Origin of the sequence: Mucilaginibacter xinganensis, assembly GCF_002257585.1 — a bacterium.
GTDB lineage: Bacteria > Bacteroidota > Bacteroidia > Sphingobacteriales > Sphingobacteriaceae > Mucilaginibacter > Mucilaginibacter xinganensis.
Genome location: NZ_CP022743.1, coordinates 12826 through 33736, shown reverse-complemented (window position 1 = coordinate 33736; position 20911 = coordinate 12826). Strand labels below are relative to the sequence as shown.

The 20911-nt window shown below is 43.2% G+C and carries 16 protein-coding genes; 13 read left to right on the top strand and 3 right to left on the bottom strand.

Annotated features, from left to right (window positions below):
- The first annotated feature begins 66 nt into the window (after positions 1–66).
- The 12 genes from MuYL_RS00135 to MuYL_RS00080 all read left to right on the top strand — a co-directional run bounded on the left by MuYL_RS00135 (position 67) and on the right by MuYL_RS00080 (position 13871).
- Positions 67–621: a DNA-3-methyladenine glycosylase I gene (locus MuYL_RS00135; RefSeq protein ID WP_094568593.1), complete on the top strand. Its 555-nt coding sequence runs from the start codon at positions 67–69 to the stop codon at positions 619–621.
- Positions 622–840: 219 nt separating this feature from the next.
- A complete protein-coding gene (gene polA, locus MuYL_RS00130) occupies positions 841–3651 on the top strand; it encodes a DNA polymerase I (protein ID WP_094568592.1) in 2811 nt (936 codons plus the stop codon).
- A 255-nt stretch (positions 3652–3906) separates the two neighbouring features.
- Positions 3907–5502, top strand: a complete 1596-nt coding sequence (gene hemC, locus MuYL_RS00125) for a hydroxymethylbilane synthase (protein WP_094572794.1) — start codon at positions 3907–3909, stop codon at positions 5500–5502.
- A 93-nt stretch (positions 5503–5595) separates the two neighbouring features.
- Positions 5596–6567, top strand: coding sequence for a porphobilinogen synthase (hemB, locus tag MuYL_RS00120; RefSeq protein ID WP_094572793.1), 972 nt, complete (start codon positions 5596–5598; stop codon positions 6565–6567).
- Positions 6568–6609: 42 nt separating this feature from the next.
- Positions 6610–7980 (top strand): glutamate-1-semialdehyde 2,1-aminomutase, encoded by a 1371-nt coding sequence (gene hemL / locus MuYL_RS00115; RefSeq protein ID WP_094568591.1) that lies wholly within the window; start codon positions 6610–6612, stop codon positions 7978–7980.
- A gap of 89 nt (positions 7981–8069) precedes the next feature.
- The gene (locus MuYL_RS00110) at positions 8070–8939 is read left to right on the top strand and encodes a sensor histidine kinase (RefSeq protein ID WP_094568590.1); all 870 of its coding nucleotides are present in this window, start codon (positions 8070–8072) and stop codon (positions 8937–8939) included.
- Positions 8940–9037: 98 nt separating this feature from the next.
- On the top strand, positions 9038–9745 hold the full coding sequence (locus MuYL_RS00105; protein WP_094568589.1) for a response regulator transcription factor: 708 nt from the start codon (positions 9038–9040) through the stop codon (positions 9743–9745).
- 80 nt (positions 9746–9825) lie between these two features.
- Positions 9826–10272 carry a tetratricopeptide repeat protein gene (locus MuYL_RS00100; protein ID WP_211710208.1) on the top strand — a complete coding sequence of 149 codons (447 nt, stop codon included), beginning with the start codon at positions 9826–9828 and terminating at the stop codon, positions 10270–10272.
- Between the two features lie 34 nt (positions 10273–10306).
- Positions 10307–11332 carry a uroporphyrinogen decarboxylase gene (gene hemE, locus MuYL_RS00095; protein WP_094568587.1) on the top strand — a complete coding sequence of 342 codons (1026 nt, stop codon included), beginning with the start codon at positions 10307–10309 and terminating at the stop codon, positions 11330–11332.
- Positions 11333–11369: 37 nt separating this feature from the next.
- Positions 11370–11903 (top strand): protoporphyrinogen oxidase HemJ, encoded by a 534-nt coding sequence (gene hemJ / locus MuYL_RS00090; RefSeq protein WP_094568586.1) that lies wholly within the window; start codon positions 11370–11372, stop codon positions 11901–11903.
- 229 nt (positions 11904–12132) lie between these two features.
- The gene (locus MuYL_RS00085) at positions 12133–12450 is read left to right on the top strand and encodes a hypothetical protein (RefSeq protein WP_094568585.1); all 318 of its coding nucleotides are present in this window, start codon (positions 12133–12135) and stop codon (positions 12448–12450) included.
- An 86-nt stretch (positions 12451–12536) separates the two neighbouring features.
- The gene (locus MuYL_RS00080; RefSeq protein WP_094568584.1) at positions 12537–13871 is read left to right on the top strand and encodes a sigma-54-dependent transcriptional regulator; all 1335 of its coding nucleotides are present in this window, start codon (positions 12537–12539) and stop codon (positions 13869–13871) included.
- Positions 13872–13884: 13 nt separating this feature from the next.
- On the opposite strand, the gene MuYL_RS00075 is transcribed toward MuYL_RS00080, so the two are convergent.
- Together MuYL_RS00075 and MuYL_RS00070 are read right to left on the bottom strand one after the other, a co-directional pair.
- A complete protein-coding gene (locus MuYL_RS00075) occupies positions 13885–16386 on the bottom strand; it encodes a hybrid sensor histidine kinase/response regulator (protein ID WP_094568583.1) in 2502 nt (833 codons plus the stop codon).
- 152 nt (positions 16387–16538) lie between these two features.
- Positions 16539–18071 (bottom strand): serine hydrolase, encoded by a 1533-nt coding sequence (locus MuYL_RS00070; RefSeq protein ID WP_094568582.1) that lies wholly within the window; start codon positions 18069–18071, stop codon positions 16539–16541.
- A gap of 93 nt (positions 18072–18164) precedes the next feature.
- On the opposite strand from MuYL_RS00070, the gene MuYL_RS00065 reads away from it, so the two are divergent.
- A complete protein-coding gene (locus tag MuYL_RS00065; protein ID WP_094568581.1) occupies positions 18165–20354 on the top strand; it encodes a S9 family peptidase in 2190 nt (729 codons plus the stop codon).
- A 132-nt stretch (positions 20355–20486) separates the two neighbouring features.
- Here MuYL_RS00065 and MuYL_RS00060 read toward each other — a convergent pair whose 3' ends face one another.
- Positions 20487–20903, bottom strand: coding sequence for a single-stranded DNA-binding protein (locus MuYL_RS00060; RefSeq protein WP_245845712.1), 417 nt, complete (start codon positions 20901–20903; stop codon positions 20487–20489).
- Between the last annotated feature and the right edge of the window lie 8 nt (positions 20904–20911).

The following is a 20911-nucleotide window of genomic DNA, read 5'->3' as shown; positions in this document are numbered from 1 at the left end:
AATTGCATCAAATTTTACAGCACACATTCACAGGGGCGAAAAGGCTTTTAATAAATCCGAACAAAAATGACCAAAGAAATACACCGCTGCCGCTGGGCCGGAACAGACGAAATCTATATAAAATATCATGATGAAGAATGGGGGAAGGAAACCCATGATGAGAAAACTTTATTTGAGTTCCTGATCCTGGAGGCGGCGCAGGCCGGCTTGAGCTGGATCACCATCCTGAAACGCAGGGAAGGTTACCGTAAAGCTTTTGCCAATTTTGATGTGCATAAGGTTGCCGGATTTACCGATGAAGATGCTGCACGCTTATTGCAAGACCCGGGGATTATCCGTAATAAATTAAAGGTTCATTCGGCTATAAACAGTGCCAAGTTATTTTTGGACGTGCAGAAGGAATTCGGTTCATTCAGTATTTATTTATACAGCTTTATGCCGGAAGGTAAACCAATTAATAACACAACAGGTAATACGCCGGCCAGCAGCCCTATATCGGACATTATTAGTAAAGACATGAAAAAGCGCGGGTTCAAATTTTTTGGTACTACCATTTGTTATGCCTACATGCAGGCTGTAGGTATGATGAACGACCATGTGCCGGCTTGTTCATTTAAATAAAGAGGCACTAATTTATAGGGTGGAGACCCCGCAAAAAATTAAAAAAAATGTCAGATTTTATAAGTTAAAGCAGGCGGCGGATTTTGACTAAATAGGTGTGGCTGGATTAACACTATACGGGTAATAATTATATTTTTGCATTATACCGGCGCATTTGAATTATACCAGAATTGGTTTGATTCAAATATATTCGTGCGATTGGTGTAATTCATCATTATTATGAAAAAACTGTTTCTCCTGGATGGGATGGCCCTGATTTACCGGGCACATTTTGCGCTAAGTAAAAACCCGCGTTTTACATCGAACGGGTTCAATACATCAGCCGTAATGGGTTTTACCAATACGCTGCTGGAGGTATTACGTAAAGAAAAGCCAACCCACATGGCGGTGGTATTTGATACTGAAGCACCAACCGAACGCCATACGGAGTTTGAAGCCTATAAAGCTCATCGCGAGGCCATGCCCGAGGATTTGAGCAAAGCATTGCCGTATATATTTAAAGTTGTTTTAGGTTTTAATATCCCACTGATCACGTCTGACGGTTATGAAGCCGATGATATTATAGGCACACTTGCCAAAAAAGCCGAAGCCAAAGGATACCAGGTTTATTGTATGACGCCGGATAAAGATTTCGGACAGTTGGTATCTGAAAATATCTTTGTTTACAAGCCGGCGCGAATGGGCAATGAGATGGAGATATTGGGCGTGAAGGAGATCCTGGAGAAATGGGAAATTGAGCGGGTTGACCAGGTGATTGATATTTTGGGATTATGGGGCGATGCGGTAGATGGGATTCCCGGGATTCCTGGGATTGGCGAGAAAACAGCAAAAGCGCTGATTAAACAATATGGTTCGGTTGAAGAAATTATTGCCCATAGCCATGAGCTAAAGGGAAAGCAGCGCGAAAATGTAGAACAATTTGCAGAACAGGGCTTAATGTCAAAAAGGCTGGCAACCATCAACCTGAATGTGCCTGTTGAACTGGATGAGGCAGGCCTTGAAATGTGCGCGCCAAGTAAAGACCTGCTGGAACCCCTGTTTGCCGAACTTGAATTCAGAACCCTGGGCAGGCGTGTTTTTGGGGACGATTTCAGCATTACCGAAACAAAAGCGGTATCTATCCAAACCGATCTTTTTGGTAACCCGGTAGCAGAAGGCCGCACTACGTTAACCGTTGACGTGGAGGATATTTACGAACCGCCAACCCCGGTAGAAATAAAGAACATAAACACCGTTCCCCACCAATATTATTTGGCTGATACCTTTGAAAAAAGGGCCGGGCTAATAGCAATTTTAAAGCAGCAAAAAAATTTTTGTTTCGATACTGAAACCACCGGTACCGACGCCAACCAATGCGAACTTGTGGGCCTTTCATTCGCAGTAAAACCCGGCGAGGCCTGGTATGTACCTGTGCCTGTTGATGACGCGGAGATAAGAAAGATAGTGCTGGAATTTAAACCGGTGCTGGAAGACGCGGCAATTGGCAAAACAGGGCAAAACTTGAAGTTCGACATCCTGATGCTGAAATGGTACGATGTGGAGGTTAAAGGCGACTTGTTTGATACGATGATGGCGCACTACATCATAGACCCGGATACCCGCCATAACATGGATATTCTTTCAGAAAACTACCTGAGTTATAAACCTGTATCCATTACTGAACTTATTGGTGCCAAGGGTAAAAACCAGGGCAGCATGCGCGATGTGGAGATTGAAAAGATAAAAGAGTATGCCGCAGAAGATGCCGACATTACCCTTCAGTTGCGGAACGTGTTTGAGCCGAAGTTAAAGGAGGTTGAAGGGGAGAAGCTCATCCACGGGATGGAGCATCCACTGATCTACGTATTGGCAGATATTGAGTATGAAGGCGTAAAAATTGATCATGACACGCTGAAAGAATTTTCCAAACAGCTGGAAATAGATATAGCCAGGCTGGAAAAGATAGTTTATGAAAAAGCAGGGGTAAGGTTCAATATTGCATCGCCAAAACAACTGGGCGAAGTGCTTTTTGAAAAGCTGATGCTTGATCCCAAAGCAAAAAAAACCAAGACGGGTCAATACCAAACCGGCGAAGACGTATTGCTGGCCCTGGCTGCAAAAAGCGATATCGTGCGCGATATTTTAGATTACCGCCAGCTGCAAAAGTTAAAATCAACCTATGTTGATGCCTTGCCAACAATGGTAAACGCTAAAACCGGCAGGGTGCATACTTCCTATAACCAGGCAGTAGCAGCAACCGGAAGGCTAAGCTCAACTAACCCCAACCTTCAAAATATCCCCATTAAAACCGAACGTGGCAGAGAAGTGCGGAAAGCTTTTATTCCTAGGGATAGCGGGCACACCATTGTATCTGCCGATTATTCGCAAATAGAGCTGCGCATTATAGCCGAGATCAGCAAGGATGCCAACATGATGGATGCCTTTGTTAAAAACCTCGACATCCATACGGCAACTGCGGCAAATGTTTACGGAATAACCCTTGAAGAAGTAACCAGCGAACAGCGCCGTAATGCCAAGGCGGTAAACTTTGGTATTATTTACGGGCAGTCCGCATTTGGATTGTCGCAAAGCCTGGGTATCCCGCGTAAAGAGGCTGCGGAAATAATAGACAACTACTTTGCCCAATTCCCCGGCATAAAAAATTACATGAGCGATACCATGAACTTTGCACGTGAGAACGGCTATGTGACCACGCTGATGGGCCGCCGCAGGTACCTGCGCGATATTAATTCGGCTAACGCAACGGTACGTGGGTTTGCAGAACGAAATGCCATTAATGCCCCTATCCAGGGCTCGGCGGCAGATATGATCAAGATCGCGATGATTAATATCCACCGTGAATTTAAATCACGCAACCTTGATGCCCGCATGACCATGCAGGTACATGATGAGTTGGTGTTTGATGTGCCGCATCACGAGGTGGAAGTGGTAAAGCCTATTATTATGGAATGTATGAAAAACGCCATAAAAACAACGGTACCTATTATGGTTGAAATTGGCACAGGAGATAACTGGTTGGAGGCCCATTAATAGCGCATAACCTTTGTATATACCTTACTCAACCTAAAGCGGCTACAGTAAGCTGCAACTTTATGTTATAAAATAATTTTCTGAAACTGGTTGAAGGCGCCTCACTGATTACAGCGGGTGCTGCTTACTTGTGTAATTTGCAGGCGGTTATCCTATTAAAAACGGTACGTAAGTCACCCCACTTTCATAACATTAATTATCACTGGGTACATCACTGTAAAATGTTAAATTTGCCATTGCAAACAATTGAGCCCTTTGGACAGAAAACTAATTATAGGAACCCGCGGCAGTGACCTGGCGCTTTGGCAGGCAAACTTTGTAAAAGATAGCCTTGCTGCACTTAACATTCCCGTTGAGCTAAAGATCATCAAAACACAAGGTGACCGGATACTTAACCTCAGCTTTGATAAGCTGGAGGGAAAGGGCTTTTTTACCAAAGAACTTGAAGAAGAATTATTGGCGGGCACCATTGACCTTGCGGTACACTCGCACAAGGACCTGCCGACTGAAAATCCTCCGGGACTCATTATCGCAGCAGTTTCAGAGCGGGAAGACCCGTCTGAACTACTGCTGATACTGAAGGACTGTGTTGATGTACACCAGAAGCTTTCTGTTAAATACGGAGGCATCGTAGGTACCTCATCAAATCGCCGCAAAGCACAATTGCTTGCTTACCGGCCCGACCTGGATATAATTGACCTTAGAGGTAACGTACCTACCCGCGTAAACAAACTGCGCGATGAAAATTACGATGCCATTATGCTGGCTAAAGCAGGTGTAAGCCGGCTCGGTTTAGACCTAAGCGATTTTCACGTAGAAGAATTAACGCCGACGGAATTGATCCCGGCCCCGGCACAGGGAGCGTTGGCTATCCAGATAAGGGAAATTGATAAAGAATTATTTGAAGCACTGCAGCCGCTTAACCACCCTGATGTGGCTGAAGAACTTGCAGTTGAACGTAATGTTTTAAAACTGTTTGGAGGCGGGTGCCATTTGCCATTAGGATGCTATTGCCGCAAGGATGATGGCGTTTATCAGGTGTTTACTTCAAAAGCCGATGAAGGCGAAGGTTTTCCGGACAGGTTGTTTTTAGAGGCACCATCAACCGAAGGACTGGCGCAAAAGGTGGCTTCGTTTTTTAGCGCCGACCGCAAGTTCCCGATGAAGGTATTTATATCACGTGAACTTTCAGCAAACAGCTATTTTCGTAAATCTCTGGAAAAACATGATATAGAGGTGGAGGCGCGCTCGCTGATCCGCACGGTGCCGGTAATTACCAAACTTGATAATTACATTTTAAAACATGCCGAATGGGTATTCTTCAGCAGTAAAAATGCGGTTGAGTACTTTTTTCAGCTGGATCCGCTATTGCCTAAAAATGTAAAATTTGGGGTGATGGGAACAGGGTCAGAAGATATGTTGCGTCGTAAAGGGCATTTTGTTGATTATACCGGTAACGGTGTTGATCCTGCAGATGTGGCAAGGGAATTTGCGGCGTTAGCCAATGGGCAAACCGTGGTATTCCCCTCTGCCGAAAACTCTATGCGGAGTATTCAGCAGGCTTTGTCAGCAGAAACCAAAGTTATCGACTTAACCGTATATGAAACCATACTGGAAGATGATGTAGAGCAAAGCGGCGCCGAGATCCTGGTGTTTACCAGCCCGTCAAATGTTGAGGCTTACTTTGTTGATAATTTACTTGATCCTGATCAGAAAATTATAGCCATCGGCGTATCAACCGGGAAAAAACTGGATGAAATAGGCGTAAAATATACCTTGCCTTATTCGCCTGATGAAACGGGCCTGGCTGAGGCGGTGTTCGGAACAATTTGCCTTAGCCACAGGTGCTGAGACAATAAGTCCATAGTCGATGGTCGATAGTCCAAAGACTTTAAAACTTGAATAACCAGCCATGGACTATCGACCATGGTCCACGGACAAAATATGCTACAACGACCACGAAGGAACAGAAAGAGCGAAGTTATTCGCGATATGGTGCAGGAAACGCATGTGAGTGCTGCTAACCTGATTTTTCCATTATTTATTGTTGATGGTACTTTTCAAAAAAGCGAAGTCGCTTCAATGCCGGGGATTTACCGCTATTCGATAGATAATTTGCTGCGCGAGATCGAAAGCTGCCTTAAACTCGGGCTCAACTCCTTCGACCTTTTTCCCAATATTGAGGAATCAATTAAAGATAAATATGCTACCGAAAGCTACAGGGAGCAAAGCCTGTATTTGCGCGCTATTCGCGAAGTAAAGAAAAATTTCCCCGAAGCTTGCGTGGTTACCGATGTGGCCATGGACCCTTACAGCAGCGACGGACATGATGGTATTGTTGAAAACGGCGAGATCCTGAATGATGAAACGCTGGAGGTGCTTGGTAAAATGGCGCTGGCCCATGCACAATGCGGGGCCGATATTATTGCCCCTAGTGATATGATGGATGGTCGCGTGGGTTATATTCGTAAGGTGCTTGACGATAACAAGTTTACCAACGTGTCTATCATGTCGTACTCGGCGAAATATGCCAGTGCATTTTATGGGCCGTTCAGGGATGCTTTAAATTCAGCCCCAAAGTTTGGCGATAAAAAGACATACCAGATGAATCCGGCAAACCAGCGTGAAGCCTTAATTGAGGCCCGTCTGGATGAATTGGAAGGGGCCGATTTTTTAATGGTAAAACCCGCCCTGCCTTACCTTGATATAATTAAATTAATAAAGGACAATACGGAACTGCCGGTTGCCGCGTATAATGTAAGCGGTGAATATGCCATGATAAAAGCAGCCATACAAAAAGGCTGGCTAAATGAGCAGCGCGCCATTACAGAAGTGCTTACCAGCATAAGGCGTGCCGGTGCAAGTGCGATACTAACGTATCACGCTAAAGAGGTTTTGGAGAATAAGTGGTTGTAATTGGCGACCAGGTTTTAATGTGTCGCTGATAAAGAAGAAAATATGTTTGAGTCGATAAAAAAGAAATTCACCGCAGAGGGAAATGAATCAGCAGGTTCAACAGGAAAACCTGACATCAACCGCGAAAAATCTGCGGAACTATATGCCAAGGCAAAAACGTTTTTTCCGGGTGGGGTAAACTCACCGGTAAGGGCGTTTAAATCTGTTTACGGCACACCGCTTTTTATAAAAAGGGGAGATGGATGCCATTTGTGGGATGCGGACGATAACCAGTTTGTTGATTTTTGCTGCTCATGGGGGCCGCTTATTTTGGGCCATAACAATGCCAAAGTTCGCGAAAAGGTGATTGAGGTGATGCAGAACGGCATGTCGTTCGGTGCGCCTACAGCCCTGGAAAATGAATTGGCTGAGCTGATCATTAAAAACAACAAATTTATTGAAAAAATCCGCTTTGTAAGTTCTGGTACCGAGGCTGTTATGTCAGCCATCAGGTTAGCGAGGGGATACACCAAACGTGATAAGATCCTGAAGTTTGAAGGATGCTATCACGGGCATACCGATTCGCTGCTGGTTAAAGCCGGGTCTGGGCTGGTTACTTTTGGCGAAACTTCCTCCGCAGGCGTACCCAAATCATTTGCTGATGAAACTATTGTGGTTGCTTTAAATGACAGAGAAGCGGTGCAAAAGGCTTTTGAAGAATTTAAAGACCAGATAGCTGCCATAATTATTGAGCCTGTGCCTGCCAATAACGGCCTGATTTTACAGGAAAAAGAATACCTGCAATACCTCCGGGAAATCTGTACCCAAAACGGCACTTTACTCATCTTTGATGAGGTGATCTCTGGCTTCAGGATTGGCTTTGAGGGTGCCGCCGGTTACTATCAAATTAAACCGGATATCCTTACCTATGGTAAAATAATTGGCGGTGGCCTGCCTGTTGGGGCGTATGGTGCATCCGCCGAAATAATGAGTAACGTTTCTCCCGACGGCGGAGTTTACCAGGCCGGAACACTATCAGGCAACCCGGTTGCTATGGCTGCGGGTATTGCGCAATTAAGCGAACTGCTGCGCATGGGTTTCTATCGCGATCTTAATAATAAAACGGAAGAGTTTACCGAAGCTATTCAGCGTTTTGCTACTGCCCGCAATTATAAATTCAAAGTTTTTACCATCGGCTCAATATTTTGGTTTGCTTTTACCGATAAGGAAGCTATCCGTAACGCTGATGATATTGATGCATCCAGCATGGAGAAATTTAAAAAGCTTCACCGGGAACTGCTGAACCGAGGCGTTTACTTAGGCCCAAGCGGTTATGAGGTTGGATTTATATCCTCGGCCCATACTAAAATAGACCTTGAAAAAGCAAAACGTGCTATATTTGATAGCCTGGAAGTGGTATTCAGGGAAAAGTAGGCTGTTAAAAGTATCAGTTGGCAATTTTAAACTATCTTTAATTAATAACTTGCTGCTAACCGCCTACGGAAATTATAAAATAAACTGAAATGAAAAGATCATTTGTAATATTTTATGCGCTTATCATTTATGCACTTGCAGAGCTGATATGGTGGGGCTACCTGCTTACCAAAATGATGCCAAGCAGCTTCGGTATGATAATGGGCGAAGGTTCCATATTCATAGTGGTGTTTTTTGCCGGGGCCTATTCGCTGCATCGTTCCATAAACCGGGAGCGCAAACTGCAGGAACAGAAAAAGAATTTTTTGCTTTCGGTAACACATGAACTTAAATCGCCACTGGCGTCAATCAAGATCCTTTTACAAACCATTCAAAAAAGGGACCTTACCAAAGAACAAACACTCAGTTTTATAGGTAAGTCATTAATGGATATTGAACGGCTTGACGATATGGTTGAGAATATGCTGCTGGCCTCAAAAATTGATAATCGCTCCTATACTTTCCCTAAAGACAGGTTTAGCCTTTCTGTATTGGTGGATAGCATTGTAAACCGGTTGCAGATCACCAAATGCGAAGGTACCCAGCAGATAATTGATGCTGAAATTGAGCCCAAGGTTGAAATAACCGGCGACAAATTTGCACTTACATCTGTTGTTACCAATTTGATTGAAAATGCTATAAAGTATTCAGGGCCCTGTGAAACTGTTGGTGTGAAACTTTTCTCAAAGGACGGTAAAGTGTACCTGGAAGTGGCTGATCATGGTATTGGGATAGCAGATCAGGAAAAAAACCGTATTTTCGATAAGTTCTACCGTGTAGGCAGCGAGGATACCCGTAATACAAAAGGTACCGGTTTAGGTCTGTATATTGTAAAAGAAGTATTGGACAAGCACCAGGCAAGTATAAAGGTGAAGGATAATCGCCCGGCAGGTAGTATATTTGAAGTGGTTTTTGGATAAAAACCGCAAATAAAGGCTGATTTTTATAAATCAACCGGATTAATTCGGATGCCTTAATTCGATATAAGTCGTGAACTACGTGTAAATTAATAATTATCATGTTAAACAAAAAGAGAATTTTATTAGCCGAGGACGAAGAGCATTTGCTTGAGGCCATTAAGCTTAACCTTGAACTTGAGGGTTACAAGGTGTCAACTGCTACTAATGGTAAAAAGGCTTTGCAAATATTTAAGGAAGAGCGTTTTAACCTGGTAATACTGGATGTTATGATGCCCGAAATTGATGGATTTGTAGTTGCTGAAACCATCAGGCTTGAAAATTCCGAAGTGCCTATTATGTTTTTAACCGCTAAAAATACCAACGAAGATAAAATAGCGGGCTTAAAAAAGGGTGCTGACGATTACCTGACTAAACCTTTTAATCTTGAGGAACTGATTCTTAGGGTGAACAACCTTGTAAAACGTAGTTTGAAAGGCGATGATCTTAAAGAATTTAACAGTTATAAAATAGGCGACAAAACTATTCACTTTAACTCGTTTGAATTGGTAAACGGCGATGAGTCAATCACTCCTTTAACCAAAAAGGAAACCATGCTGTTGAAGCTGCTTATTGAGCGCCGTAATGATGCTGTTTCGCGCGAGCAAATATTAGAGACAGTATGGAACTATGACGTTTACCCGTCAACCCGCACTATTGATAACTTTATTTTAACTTTCCGTAAGTATTTTGAACCAGACCCTAAAAACCCGGTTTATTTTCACTCTATCCGTGGTGTAGGTTATAAGTTTACTGATAATCAGCATTAATGTTTGCAAACAGGACACGCTTATTCATTGGCTTCATATTTTTTTTGTCGCTGTTGTTATTAGTTTACCTGCGGCAATACATGTTTGCGTCAGTTGCCCTGATGTTTATTGTGCTGCTTGCCTGGGATTACATCAGGCAGGGAACACTTATTGTTGCGGCAAAGTATTTTCATCATAAAAACTATGATAAGGCTGAGCGTACATTAATGGAGATCTTTAATCCGAAATGGCTGAGCAAAAGCCGCAGGGGTTATTATGAATTTTTAATGGGAGGTGTTTGCCTGCAAAAACAGGATTTCGAAGATGCGGAAAAACATTACGAAATAGCCGCACAATACCCTTTACGCTCGGTAAATGATCATGTGGCGGCGTTGGTGCATGTGGCCAATATAAATGTACGGCAGGGCAACTTTGACAAGGCCGATGCCTACTTAAAGCTTACCGAAAAGCACCAGGAAAATATAAACGCAAAAATGAAGGATGTTATTGAACGCCTTCGCCAGGAATTAAAAAAACACAAACTGTAGAGGCGCAATATTTTGCGTGTTTACATGATATATTATGAGAGATTCGTTATTAATTAAAGCAGCATTTTCTGAAGAAACAGAGCGGCCGCCCGTATGGATGATGCGCCAGGCGGGTCGTTTTATGAAGGAATATTGGGACATAAAGAACAAATATTCCTTTTTAGAGATGTGCAAAACCCCGGAGCTGGCGGCAGATGTTACCATGTTGCCGGTTGACCTTTTGGGCATTGATGCTGCAATATTATTTTCAGACATATTGGTTACTGGTGAAGCCATGGGAGGCGACCTGAGCTTTAACCAGGGTATAGGGCCTAAATTTGCCAACCCGGTACGCACCAAAGCTGACGTTGATAATTTACGAACCGACGTGGGTGACAGGTTACAATATGTAGCTGATGCCATAGAGGTGATTCAACAACGTTTGAACGGCCGCATCCCGCTGATAGGTTTTGCCGGAGCACCTTTTACTGTTATGAGTTACCTGGTTGAAGGCGGGTCGTCAAAAGATTTTAAGCTAACCAAACTGATGCTGCATAATGAGCCTGAACTTGCTCACCTGCTGTTATCAAAAATAGCAACTGTTACCGCTGATTATTTAAACTTGCAAATTGCGGCGGGCGTAAATGCTGTACAGATTTTTGACAGTTGGGCACAAGCCCTGGCATGGGATGATTACAAGGAATTTTCGCACCGTTATATCACCGAGATCATCAGTAAGCTTAACAGAAAAGATATCCCTGTGATCTCATTTTGTAAGGGCAGTTCAGTTTTTGCGCCGTTAATGGCCGAAGCCAAGCCGGATGTGATCTCCATTGACTGGAATGTTGACCTGCTTGACATGAAAAAACGTTTGCCTGCCGGCATTGCTGTTCAGGGGAATCTTGACCCGCATATTTTGTATGCCGATAAAAAAGTAATTAAAGAACGCATCTATCGCTTGTTCGACAGAATGAAAGGTGAAAAAGGGTTTATCTTTAATTTAGGCCATGGTATAATGCCCGATATCCCGTTTGATAATGTTAAATACGCAGTTGATATTATTAAAGAATATAGAAATTAAAGCAGCTTTAGCCCATCAGTTAAAATAGAGAAAAGCAGTGTACAATTACGTCCTTTCCTTACATATCATTTTTGTAGTCTGCTGGATGGCGGGGCTTTTCTATATGGTTCGTTTGTTTATTTACCATACTGAAGCGCAGGAAAAACCTGAACCAGATCGTACCATCCTTTCCAAACAGTTTGAGATAATGGAGCGGAAGCTTTGGTTCATCATCACGGTGCCCTCAATGATGCTGGTTTTAGCAGCTGGGGTAACCATGCTTTTTATAATGCCGGTGTGGCTCCAGCAGCCCTGGATGCACATTAAGCTTGCTTTCGTTGGCGGCTTGCTGGTTTATCATTTCATCTGCGAAAGCAAAATGAAACAGATGGCGAAAGGCCTTTTCAAGTGGACATCCACGCAACTGCGGATCTGGAACGAGGTGGCTACCTTATTACTGTTTGCTATTGTATTCCTGGTGGTATTAAAAAATGCGGTAAACTGGATTTTCGGAATTATTGGCCTGGTGCTTCTATCATTAATACTTATGACCGGTGTTAAGATCTATAAATACTATCGTACTAAAAAATAGGTAATTGCTATTACCTGCTTCTCTTCAAATCGCTTGCGCTTTAATACTTGTGCCTTAACCGGCGTTTTTATGTAGCCTTTTGCACCAAACTGTGGAATAAGTCAGCATTGTTATTTTGCGGAGTTATTCTTAAACTGTTGGCTTTAAGCTGAATGCTGTATTGATGTTGTTATGGCACCATTATGTAGCCTAACACCATATCATACATAAAAAACAAAAAAGTATATTTATGAAAAAGTTCATTTTATCAGCAGCAGTATTAGTTGTAGCAGGTTTAGCTACGGTTAAAGCAAACAACCTAAATACAAACATGCACACTGTTGCAATTGTAGCCCAGGCAGACAGCGTACAGAAAAGCCCAATAAAATTAGAAGCTCTTCCCGATCCTGTTAAAACAGTGCTGTCAAGCGATGTTTTTAAAACATGGGTTCCATCAACTGCTTTTGCAGTAACCGCAGGTACAACTCAGTATTATGAGGTTGACGTTAAAAAAGGTACTGAAACAAAGGCCCTTAAATTTGACAAAGACGGTAAAATAATCCAATAAACTAACAAACATATTGTTTTATCACATGAAAGGCACCGATATATCGGTGCCTTTCGTATTTTTGCCATTCTACCAAAGAAAGATTTATGGCAAAAATATTAATAGTTGATGACGACGTCACATTCTCTCAATTATTGGAGGGTTTTTTGCAAAAGCATGGCCATGACATAACAACGGCTCAAAACATTAAATCGGGTTTAACACAGATAAGCCAAAATAAATTTGACCTGTTACTGCTTGACTATCGGCTGCCCGATGGTATCGGGCTTGATATGTTGGTTAAGGCAAGGGAAAACGGTTTTCATGTTCCGGTCATTATAATGACGAGTTTTAATGACGTGCGAACTGCGGTTAAAGCTATCCGGTCGGGGGCTTTTGACTACATCACAAAACCAGTTAACCCTGACGAATTGCTGATGATTATGAGCAGCGCGCTCGGTGGAAAGAAGGAGCAAAAAGTTGTCGTGCGGGATGAACAGCCTGAATTTATTAAAGGTAACAGCACTGACTCTGATAAACTTCATGAGTATATTGATGTAGTTGCGCCTACTGACCTGGCGGTATTGATACAGGGCGAAAGCGGTACCGGTAAAGAGTATGTAGCCCGGACTATTCACCGGCAAAGTAAACGTTTTGCAAAGCCATTTGTGGCAATTGATTGTGGGGCCTTATCGAAAGACCTGGCAGCAAGCGAACTCTTTGGGCATATTAAAGGCGCCTTTACAGGGGCAATTGCTGATAAAAAAGGTGTTTTTGAATGGGCAGACGGTGGGACGCTGTTTATGGACGAAGTTGGGAACCTAAGCTACGATGTGCAAATAAAACTCCTGAGGGCACTGCAGGAAAAGGTTATCCAGCCCTTAGGTGGCAATAAACTGATCCCGGTTAACGTAAGGATAATTACCGCAACCAATGATGACCTGGTAAACAGCGTAAGCGGCGGCGATTTCAGGCAGGACCTTTATCACCGCATAAATGAGTTCAAGATCCAGCTGTCGCCGTTAAGAACGCGCGGAAGCGACATTGATATTTTCATCCGGCATTTCATAAAGCTTGCAAATGCTGAGCTGGACCGTAAAGTAGGGAGCATATCCCCCGAGGCGAAAGAAATCCTCCACAAGTACGATTGGCCGGGCAATTTGCGCGAGCTAAAGAATGTGATTAAACGCATGGTTTTGTTAAGCAGCGGCGAGATAGCCGGTGCAGATACATTGCCGGAAGAAATGCTATTCTCCGTATCTCACAATATTCACCAGGTGCGTGAATCAGACTTAAAAGCGCAAAACGAAGTTAATGAAAAGCAGTTGATTCAAAAAACGCTGATCCAGGTAAAATATAATAAATCAATGGCGGCCAGGTTGCTTAATATTGATCGTAAAACGCTTTATAGCAAAATTGAACGTTACGGACTGGATAGTTAGCGAATCAGTTTCATTAAACAGTTTCGGTAAAACTATAATCGCGCGTTGCAATAGCGAGAGTATGCAGTTTTTGGGAAATAGTTAAGATTTCTTCTATCCTTTTTGCAGTGAATTTTTTATCCCGGCCAAGTTCTATTTCTGCTAAACGGAAGCTTTCGGCTAACTCCCTTGCTCCGGCCTGTGCAGTACGGCCTGCAATACGGTGGGTAAGCAGCAGTACTTTCTCAACCTCCTGTTTTTCTATTCCCGTTTTTAATTCCTCCAGATCATTAAAACTGTCGGCGGCAAAACGGGCAAGTATTTTTGCTGTCGCTTCCTGGTCGCCCATGGTTAGTTTTTCAATAGCGCTTATATTGATCTCTGGTAAGGTGTTAACTATGGTGTGTTCTCCTTTTACTAATGCTACCAGCTCTGTTTCTTTAAATGGTTTCATTAATAAGCCATTAAAGCCATGCGCTAACACTGATTGGCTCTCGCCGGGTAAAGCTTGTGCGGTAAGCGCATAGATCATTATATCTCCCGGTATTTTTTGGCGCAACAACTGGCAAAGCTCAATGCCGCTCATTCCGGGCATTCTAATATCAAGCAATAAGAACTTTACGCCCGTATCCCATGGGGTATTTAAAATTTCGTTCGGCGATTTAAAACAACGGCAGGCAATGTTATTGTTCTTGAAAATGCGCGAGCATAGTTCAAGGATAAAGGGGTCGTCATCAATTATCCAAACCTTATTGGTAGCTGGGTTTTGAACAATCTTTTTTGAAGGTGCCGGCTTAACGGCAGCTTGTTTTGCTTTTGTAAAATTAAGGTTAAAGCTGAAGCTGCTCCCTTTACCCGGTTTGCTTTTTACGGTAATGCTGCCCCCCTGGCTTTCAATAAGCTCCTTTGTTATAGGGAGTCCCAGGCCGGTGCCGGCGTGGTTTTGCGTATCATCATGTGCCTGCTCAAATTCATTAAATACGCGCTCTATATCGCCTGCGGCAAGCCCTATCCCAGTATCCGTTACATCAAATTGATATTGTAACTGCTCTTCAACCTCCTGCGTGTTAACGGTTAGAATAACGCCACCTTGAAGGGTGAATTTTATAGCATTGCCCAATAAATTAAAGAGAATCTGCTTTAATCGGAAGGGGTCCCCGGTTACAGATGCAGCCACACCGGTACTATAGTTTGTTTTCAGACTGATGCCTTTTTGGTCGGCCTGTAAGCTAATAATAGAAATAACTTCGTCAAGCAGCGGTACCATTTCAAATTCCTGACTCGCGAAAGTAAATTTTCCCGATATGATCCTGTTATAATCAAGCACCTCGTTTACTATCTGCATTAAATGGCCCGAAGAACGGTAAATGGCCTCAATGTCTTTCTGCTGTGGATGCTCCTGGTGTTTAACCATTTCTGCATAACCTATGATGGATTGTAGCGGAGTGCGAATCTCATGGCTCATGTTTGAAAGGAACCGCTGTTTTGCCAATGAATGATATTCGGCTTCATCTTTTGCCAGCTCCAATTCTTTTCGGTATTTATTAATTTTTGAGATATCCCTTAAAATAAAGTACACCAGCAATATGGTGAGCACAACAAAAGCCAGCATAATGAGGCTGATGCGTTCAATGCTGCTGTTAACCATCGTCCTGGCTGACTCATTATTTTCAGCGGTTTGCACTACCACTTCATTTTCTACCTTCTTAAGGATGGAAAAAATTTGGTGGATAATGTTCGAGCTTGATTTTACCAGCACCGCTTCGCGGTTTACAAATAATGAACTTTTGCGCTGCTGAATTTTTTCCAGGTCCCTCATTGTCTGGCCAAGCCCCTTAAGTAGACTGTCCTGTATGGCTTTTGCCAGCGTGTCGTGCTTCACGTTCAGTTCTTCTGCAACTATTTGGAAAGGCTTGTTTGTCGAGTCTGTATCTTTTACTTTTTTCTTGCCAAAGAGTTTGTTGAAAAAACCCCTTGTGTCTTTTTTATCGATCTCTGCTGGGGCCGGGTAAACGGTTGTGGTTGATGTTTTCTTCTCGGTGGTAGTAACCATACTATCGGCCTGTTTGGCACTTTGGTCAACTATATCGTTTAAGCTTTCTACCTGTGCTGAAAATGATTTATTATCAATAAGGCCCTCTCTTACCTTAAGGTAATTTACAAAAAGCCGGTCGCGATCCTGCAATAGTTTTTTTAAGGTATTAAGTCGGTTTACCTGCTGTGATTTTTCAGGGTACAGGCTTTTTAAAGTATCAATTTTTAAAATAAGTTCTTTTGAAGCATTAAACCCGTAATACTTGTCGGGGTTGTTGATTGATCGTGCGCGTTGCACCTGGTCTATGCGGGCCATACCGCGCGAGAGGTCATTCACGAGGCGAAGCTTTTCATTTGGGGCCGAGACTCTTTCAAATGCGTTTAGCATACCCCTGAAAGCACCGGTACTGGTGCTCCATGCCAAAAAAAGCGCAAAACATGCCAGGATAGCTGCAATAATTATTTTGCCCTTTACAGATCCGATGAAACTCCGTTTATGCATTTTGATATCTTATATCTTAACGCAAAAACATAGGTTATGTGTTCTTTTAGATTAAATTGCTGCAAAACCAGCTTTTCAGCGCCAGGCTTTGGTATGATTTTATTACCCTGGAGTGTAAAAATTGGCTGGTTTGCTTAATAATTTTTCAGCGGCTAGGGAACCTTTGTAAAATCATAAGGATCCATCTCTACAAAATCTGCAACTTTAATTCTAATTCCTTTTACTGTGCCGTTTTGCACCATAAAAGGAAAAACAGCTTTTCCTAAAGTCGGGTCAGAAAAAGTGGCGTAAAAACGGTTGCCGCCAAGCGGTTGTAAATGAGTAAACATTTTAGGATGGTGCTCAAAGCGGATCTCGAGGTCATTGTTTTCTCCTTGGGTGATGGTAAGGCTGCCATAAAGGGTATTTTCATACTTGCCTGTATAACTGGATGGCGAAAGGGCCGGTTTGGGGTTCAGGGCAACGGAATCGCGTAGTTTTTTGTCAGCGGCTTGTTCTATTGAAGCATCATTTTTAAAAGCAGCAAGATAAGTTTCGCTGTAATCGCGGTATGTTTTTTTGAAATAAGCATCCATTATTTCCCAACGCAAAGCTTCAAAAAAGTTGTTTTGGTCGGTGTTGGTCAATACAATTATGCCCAAGTGTTCTTCGGGCACCAGTGTTACCGATGACAGATATCCGTTTACGCCGCCGTCATGCATTACCAGGTGATGGCCCGCATAATCCTGGATCATCCACCCCAATGCATAAAGTTCGTAATTGGTTGAACCATCAGGATGACTCACCCGGCCCATAATGTCCTGCGCTTCGCGTGTGGCTTTAATTGCAGCCGCAGGAATTACCTGGCGCGCACCTACCTTACCATCATTAAGCAAGGCAAGTACCCATTTACTCATATCGTTTATTGAGGAGCTTATGCCGCCTGCGGGTGCAAGCCCGTCTATCTGGCAGTAAGGGATAGGGGACAGGCGTCCGTTAATTAAGGTATGGGGTACCGTTCTGTTCAATGATTTTGGAATATCTGCGCTCAGCGCCAGCGTATTGTTCATGCCAAGTGGGGCAAAAATATTTTCTTTAATATAAGTTTCCCATGGTTTGCCTGTTACTACAGGAATAATCTCGCCTGCTGTTAAAAAAGCTGCGTTTGTGTAGCCCCATTTGGTACGGAACGGATACTTCGCTTTTATGGTGCCCAAACGCTGCATTACATCGCTCCGGCTTAAATTTGTATTATAAAAGGTGAAATCGCCCTGAAAGGTCTGAAAACCAAGCCGGTGACAGAGTAGGTCCCGGATTACTGTCATTTCGCCAGCTGGTTTATCAGCCAGTTTAAATTGCGGCAGGTATTTGGTAACCCTGTCATCCAGCGAAAGCTTTTTATCATTTTGCAGCATGGCAAGCGCAGTGGCTGTAAAGGCTTTGGTATTACTGCCAATCATAAATAATGTATTTACATCAACTTGTGCAGGTAGCCCCAGTTCTTTAATTCCATAGGCCTTCATCAGCACAATTTTACCGTCTTTAACAATACAAACAGCGGCGCCCGGGATGCGCCAGTTAGTGAGGGAGCGGTTGATGTAAAAATCAAGGCTGTCTTTTATAAACTTACTTCTGTCAGTATGCTGCGCAAACGTGAACGTTACACAGCTGAAAAGGCCAGCAGCACATAGAAGTATTTTTTTCATTACAGGTATTTATTACAGGCTTTAAAGTACTAATTTAACGGCAAATTTACAGCCGGATTACTTATAATTGAAATAAAGCTAAAAACTGACCAAATGAATATTAAAATTTACCACTTAAAGCTAATTCCCGTCTTTTTATTGTCGCTGGTGTTAACGCAGCCGGCAGCAGCACAACGCGGAAGAACACACTGGGCGGCAGACGGATATCAATATTATCGCCAGACGGATAAAGATGGCATAGTTGAATTGGATACGCGTGATGCATCCAAAAAAATAGTTTTGATAAGCACAGAAATGCTTACCCCTGCCGGCAAAAGCCCCTTGAAGGTTGCCAACTTTTTCCTGTCTGATGATGGTAAAAAGGTGCTGATATTTACAAATACAGCGCGTGTTTGGCGATATAATACACGCGGCGATTACTGGGTTTATGACCTGGCTGCTAAAACATTAAAGCAAATTGGTGCTGCAAGGCCGGTGTCTTCATTAATGTTTGCCAAGCTGTCTCCTGATGGAACAAAGGCCGCTTACGTTAGCGGGCATAACATTTTTACCGAAGATCTTGCATCCGGCGTTGTTAAACAGTTGACCTTTGACGGCAGCCAAACATTAATTAATGGGACCTTTGACTGGGCTTATGAAGAAGAGTTTGATTGCCGCGACGGTTTCCGCTGGTCGCCTGATAGCAGGAGTATAGCTTACTGGCAAATAAATGCAGCCAATACCAAAAAGTATTTGATGCTTAATACTACAGATTCTATTTATCCCTACGTTATTCCCGTTGAATATCCGGTTGCGGGTGAAAACCCTAGCTCATGCAAAATAGGCGTTGTTGATGTTAGCACCGGTAAAATAAGCTGGATGAATATTCCCGGCGATGCCATACAGCATTATATCCCGCGGATGGAGTGGACAACAAACTCCAACGAAATTATCCTGGAACAACTTAACCGCGCACAAACGGAGAGCAAAGTATTTACCGCCAATGTTTCAAACGGCACCGCAAGGGTTATCCATAGCGAAAGTGATAAAGCCTGGATAGATGGTAAATCGCGCTGGAATGGCGGCGACCCAACCGGATGGGAGTGGATAAATAAAGGGAAAGACTTTTTATGGATCAGCGAGAAAGACGGCTGGAGGCATATCTCAAAAATTGACCGTGACGGTAAGGAAACGCTTATTACAAAGGGTAACTATGACGTTGAGTCACTTAACCTTGTTGACGAAGCAAATGGCTATATCTACTTTTTAGCATCGCCTGATAATGCTACGCAAAGATACCTGTACCGCATAAAGCTAACCGGCGGAAAAGCTGAGCGGGTTACCCCAATGGATGAACCGGGAACGCACGGCTATGAAATTTCGCCAAATGGAAAAATAGGGCTGCATAATTTCTCGAACATTTACACCCCTTACCAAAGCGAAGTTATAAGTCTGCCGGATCACAAACACCTGGGCGGAACTGTTATTAAGCTAAACCAGGATGCGAAAAACAAGCCTGAATTTTTTAAAGTGAAAACCGTTGATGGTGTTGAAATGGATGGATGGATGGTGAAACCAACCAACTTTGACCCTGCGAAAAAGTATCCGGTTGTATTTTATGTTTACAGCGAGCCAGCCGGCGCTACGGTTACAGATAGCTACGGATCGGGCATGAACGGCGAGTATGTTGGCAACATGGCCGATGACGGATATATCTATATCTCGCTTGATAACCGCGGAACGCCCGCGCCAAAAGGAGCTGAATGGCGTAAATCTATCTATAAAAAAATAGGGATAGTGAATATTGAAGACCAGGCAATGGGCGCAAAGGAGATCCTGAAATGGCCGTTTGTCGATTCAACCCGCGTAGCAGTTTGGGGATGGAGCGGTGGTGGCTCATGCACACTTAATTTGATGTTCCAGCATCCCGAAATATATAAAACGGGAATAGCGGTTGCAGCTGTGGGCTGGCAGTTAACTTATGATAATATTTACCAGGAGCGCTACATGGGGGTGCCTGTTGATGATGAAAGCCGCGAAGTATTTATCAAAGGCTCACCTATCACTTATGCTAAAAACCTGCGCGGTAATTTATTATATGTACATGGTACCGGCGATGACAATGTTCATTACAAAAACGCAGAAATGCTGATCAATGAGCTGGTTAAATACAACAGGCAGTTCCAGTTGATGTCGTACCCTAACCGTTCTCATGGCATTTATGAGGGGCCGGGCACCAGCCAGCACTTACGCACGTTGTACACGCAGTATTTAAAAGAGCACTGCCCTCCGGGAGGGAGATAGTAAACGGTTTATTATCGCCAAAGGAGGGTTTCTACAACTTCACTTGCTGGTACAATAAGCCGTCTTTCAAAACTTAACAAAAAAGCCACGAGATAAACTTGTGGCTTTTTTAATTAAAGGTTTATAATTGGTTTAAAGTTGCAGGTTGTTTACATCGGCTACCCCGTCTGTTGCTTTTGTCAAAGCTTTTACTGCCGCCATGCCGTCATTTTCAAAATCTGTTTTGCGTCCCAACAACGTAAAGTTTTCAGCAACCACTTCTGTAGTATATTTTTTTATTCCTTCTTTATCTTCAAATGAACGGGTTCGAAGCTTACCTTCAATGTAAACAAGCTTACCTTTTTGTAAAAATTTTGCAGCCACATCGGCAAGCCCTCTCCACATAACAATATTGTGCCACTCAGTTTGTTCAACCTTACGGCCATCCTTATTAAAACTTTCGGAAGTTGCCAGGGGGAAACTTACTACAGAAACCCCTCCTTCCAATGAACGGGCCTCGGGATCTTTACCCAGGTGCCCCACTAATATAACTTTGTTAATGCCAGACATATAATATT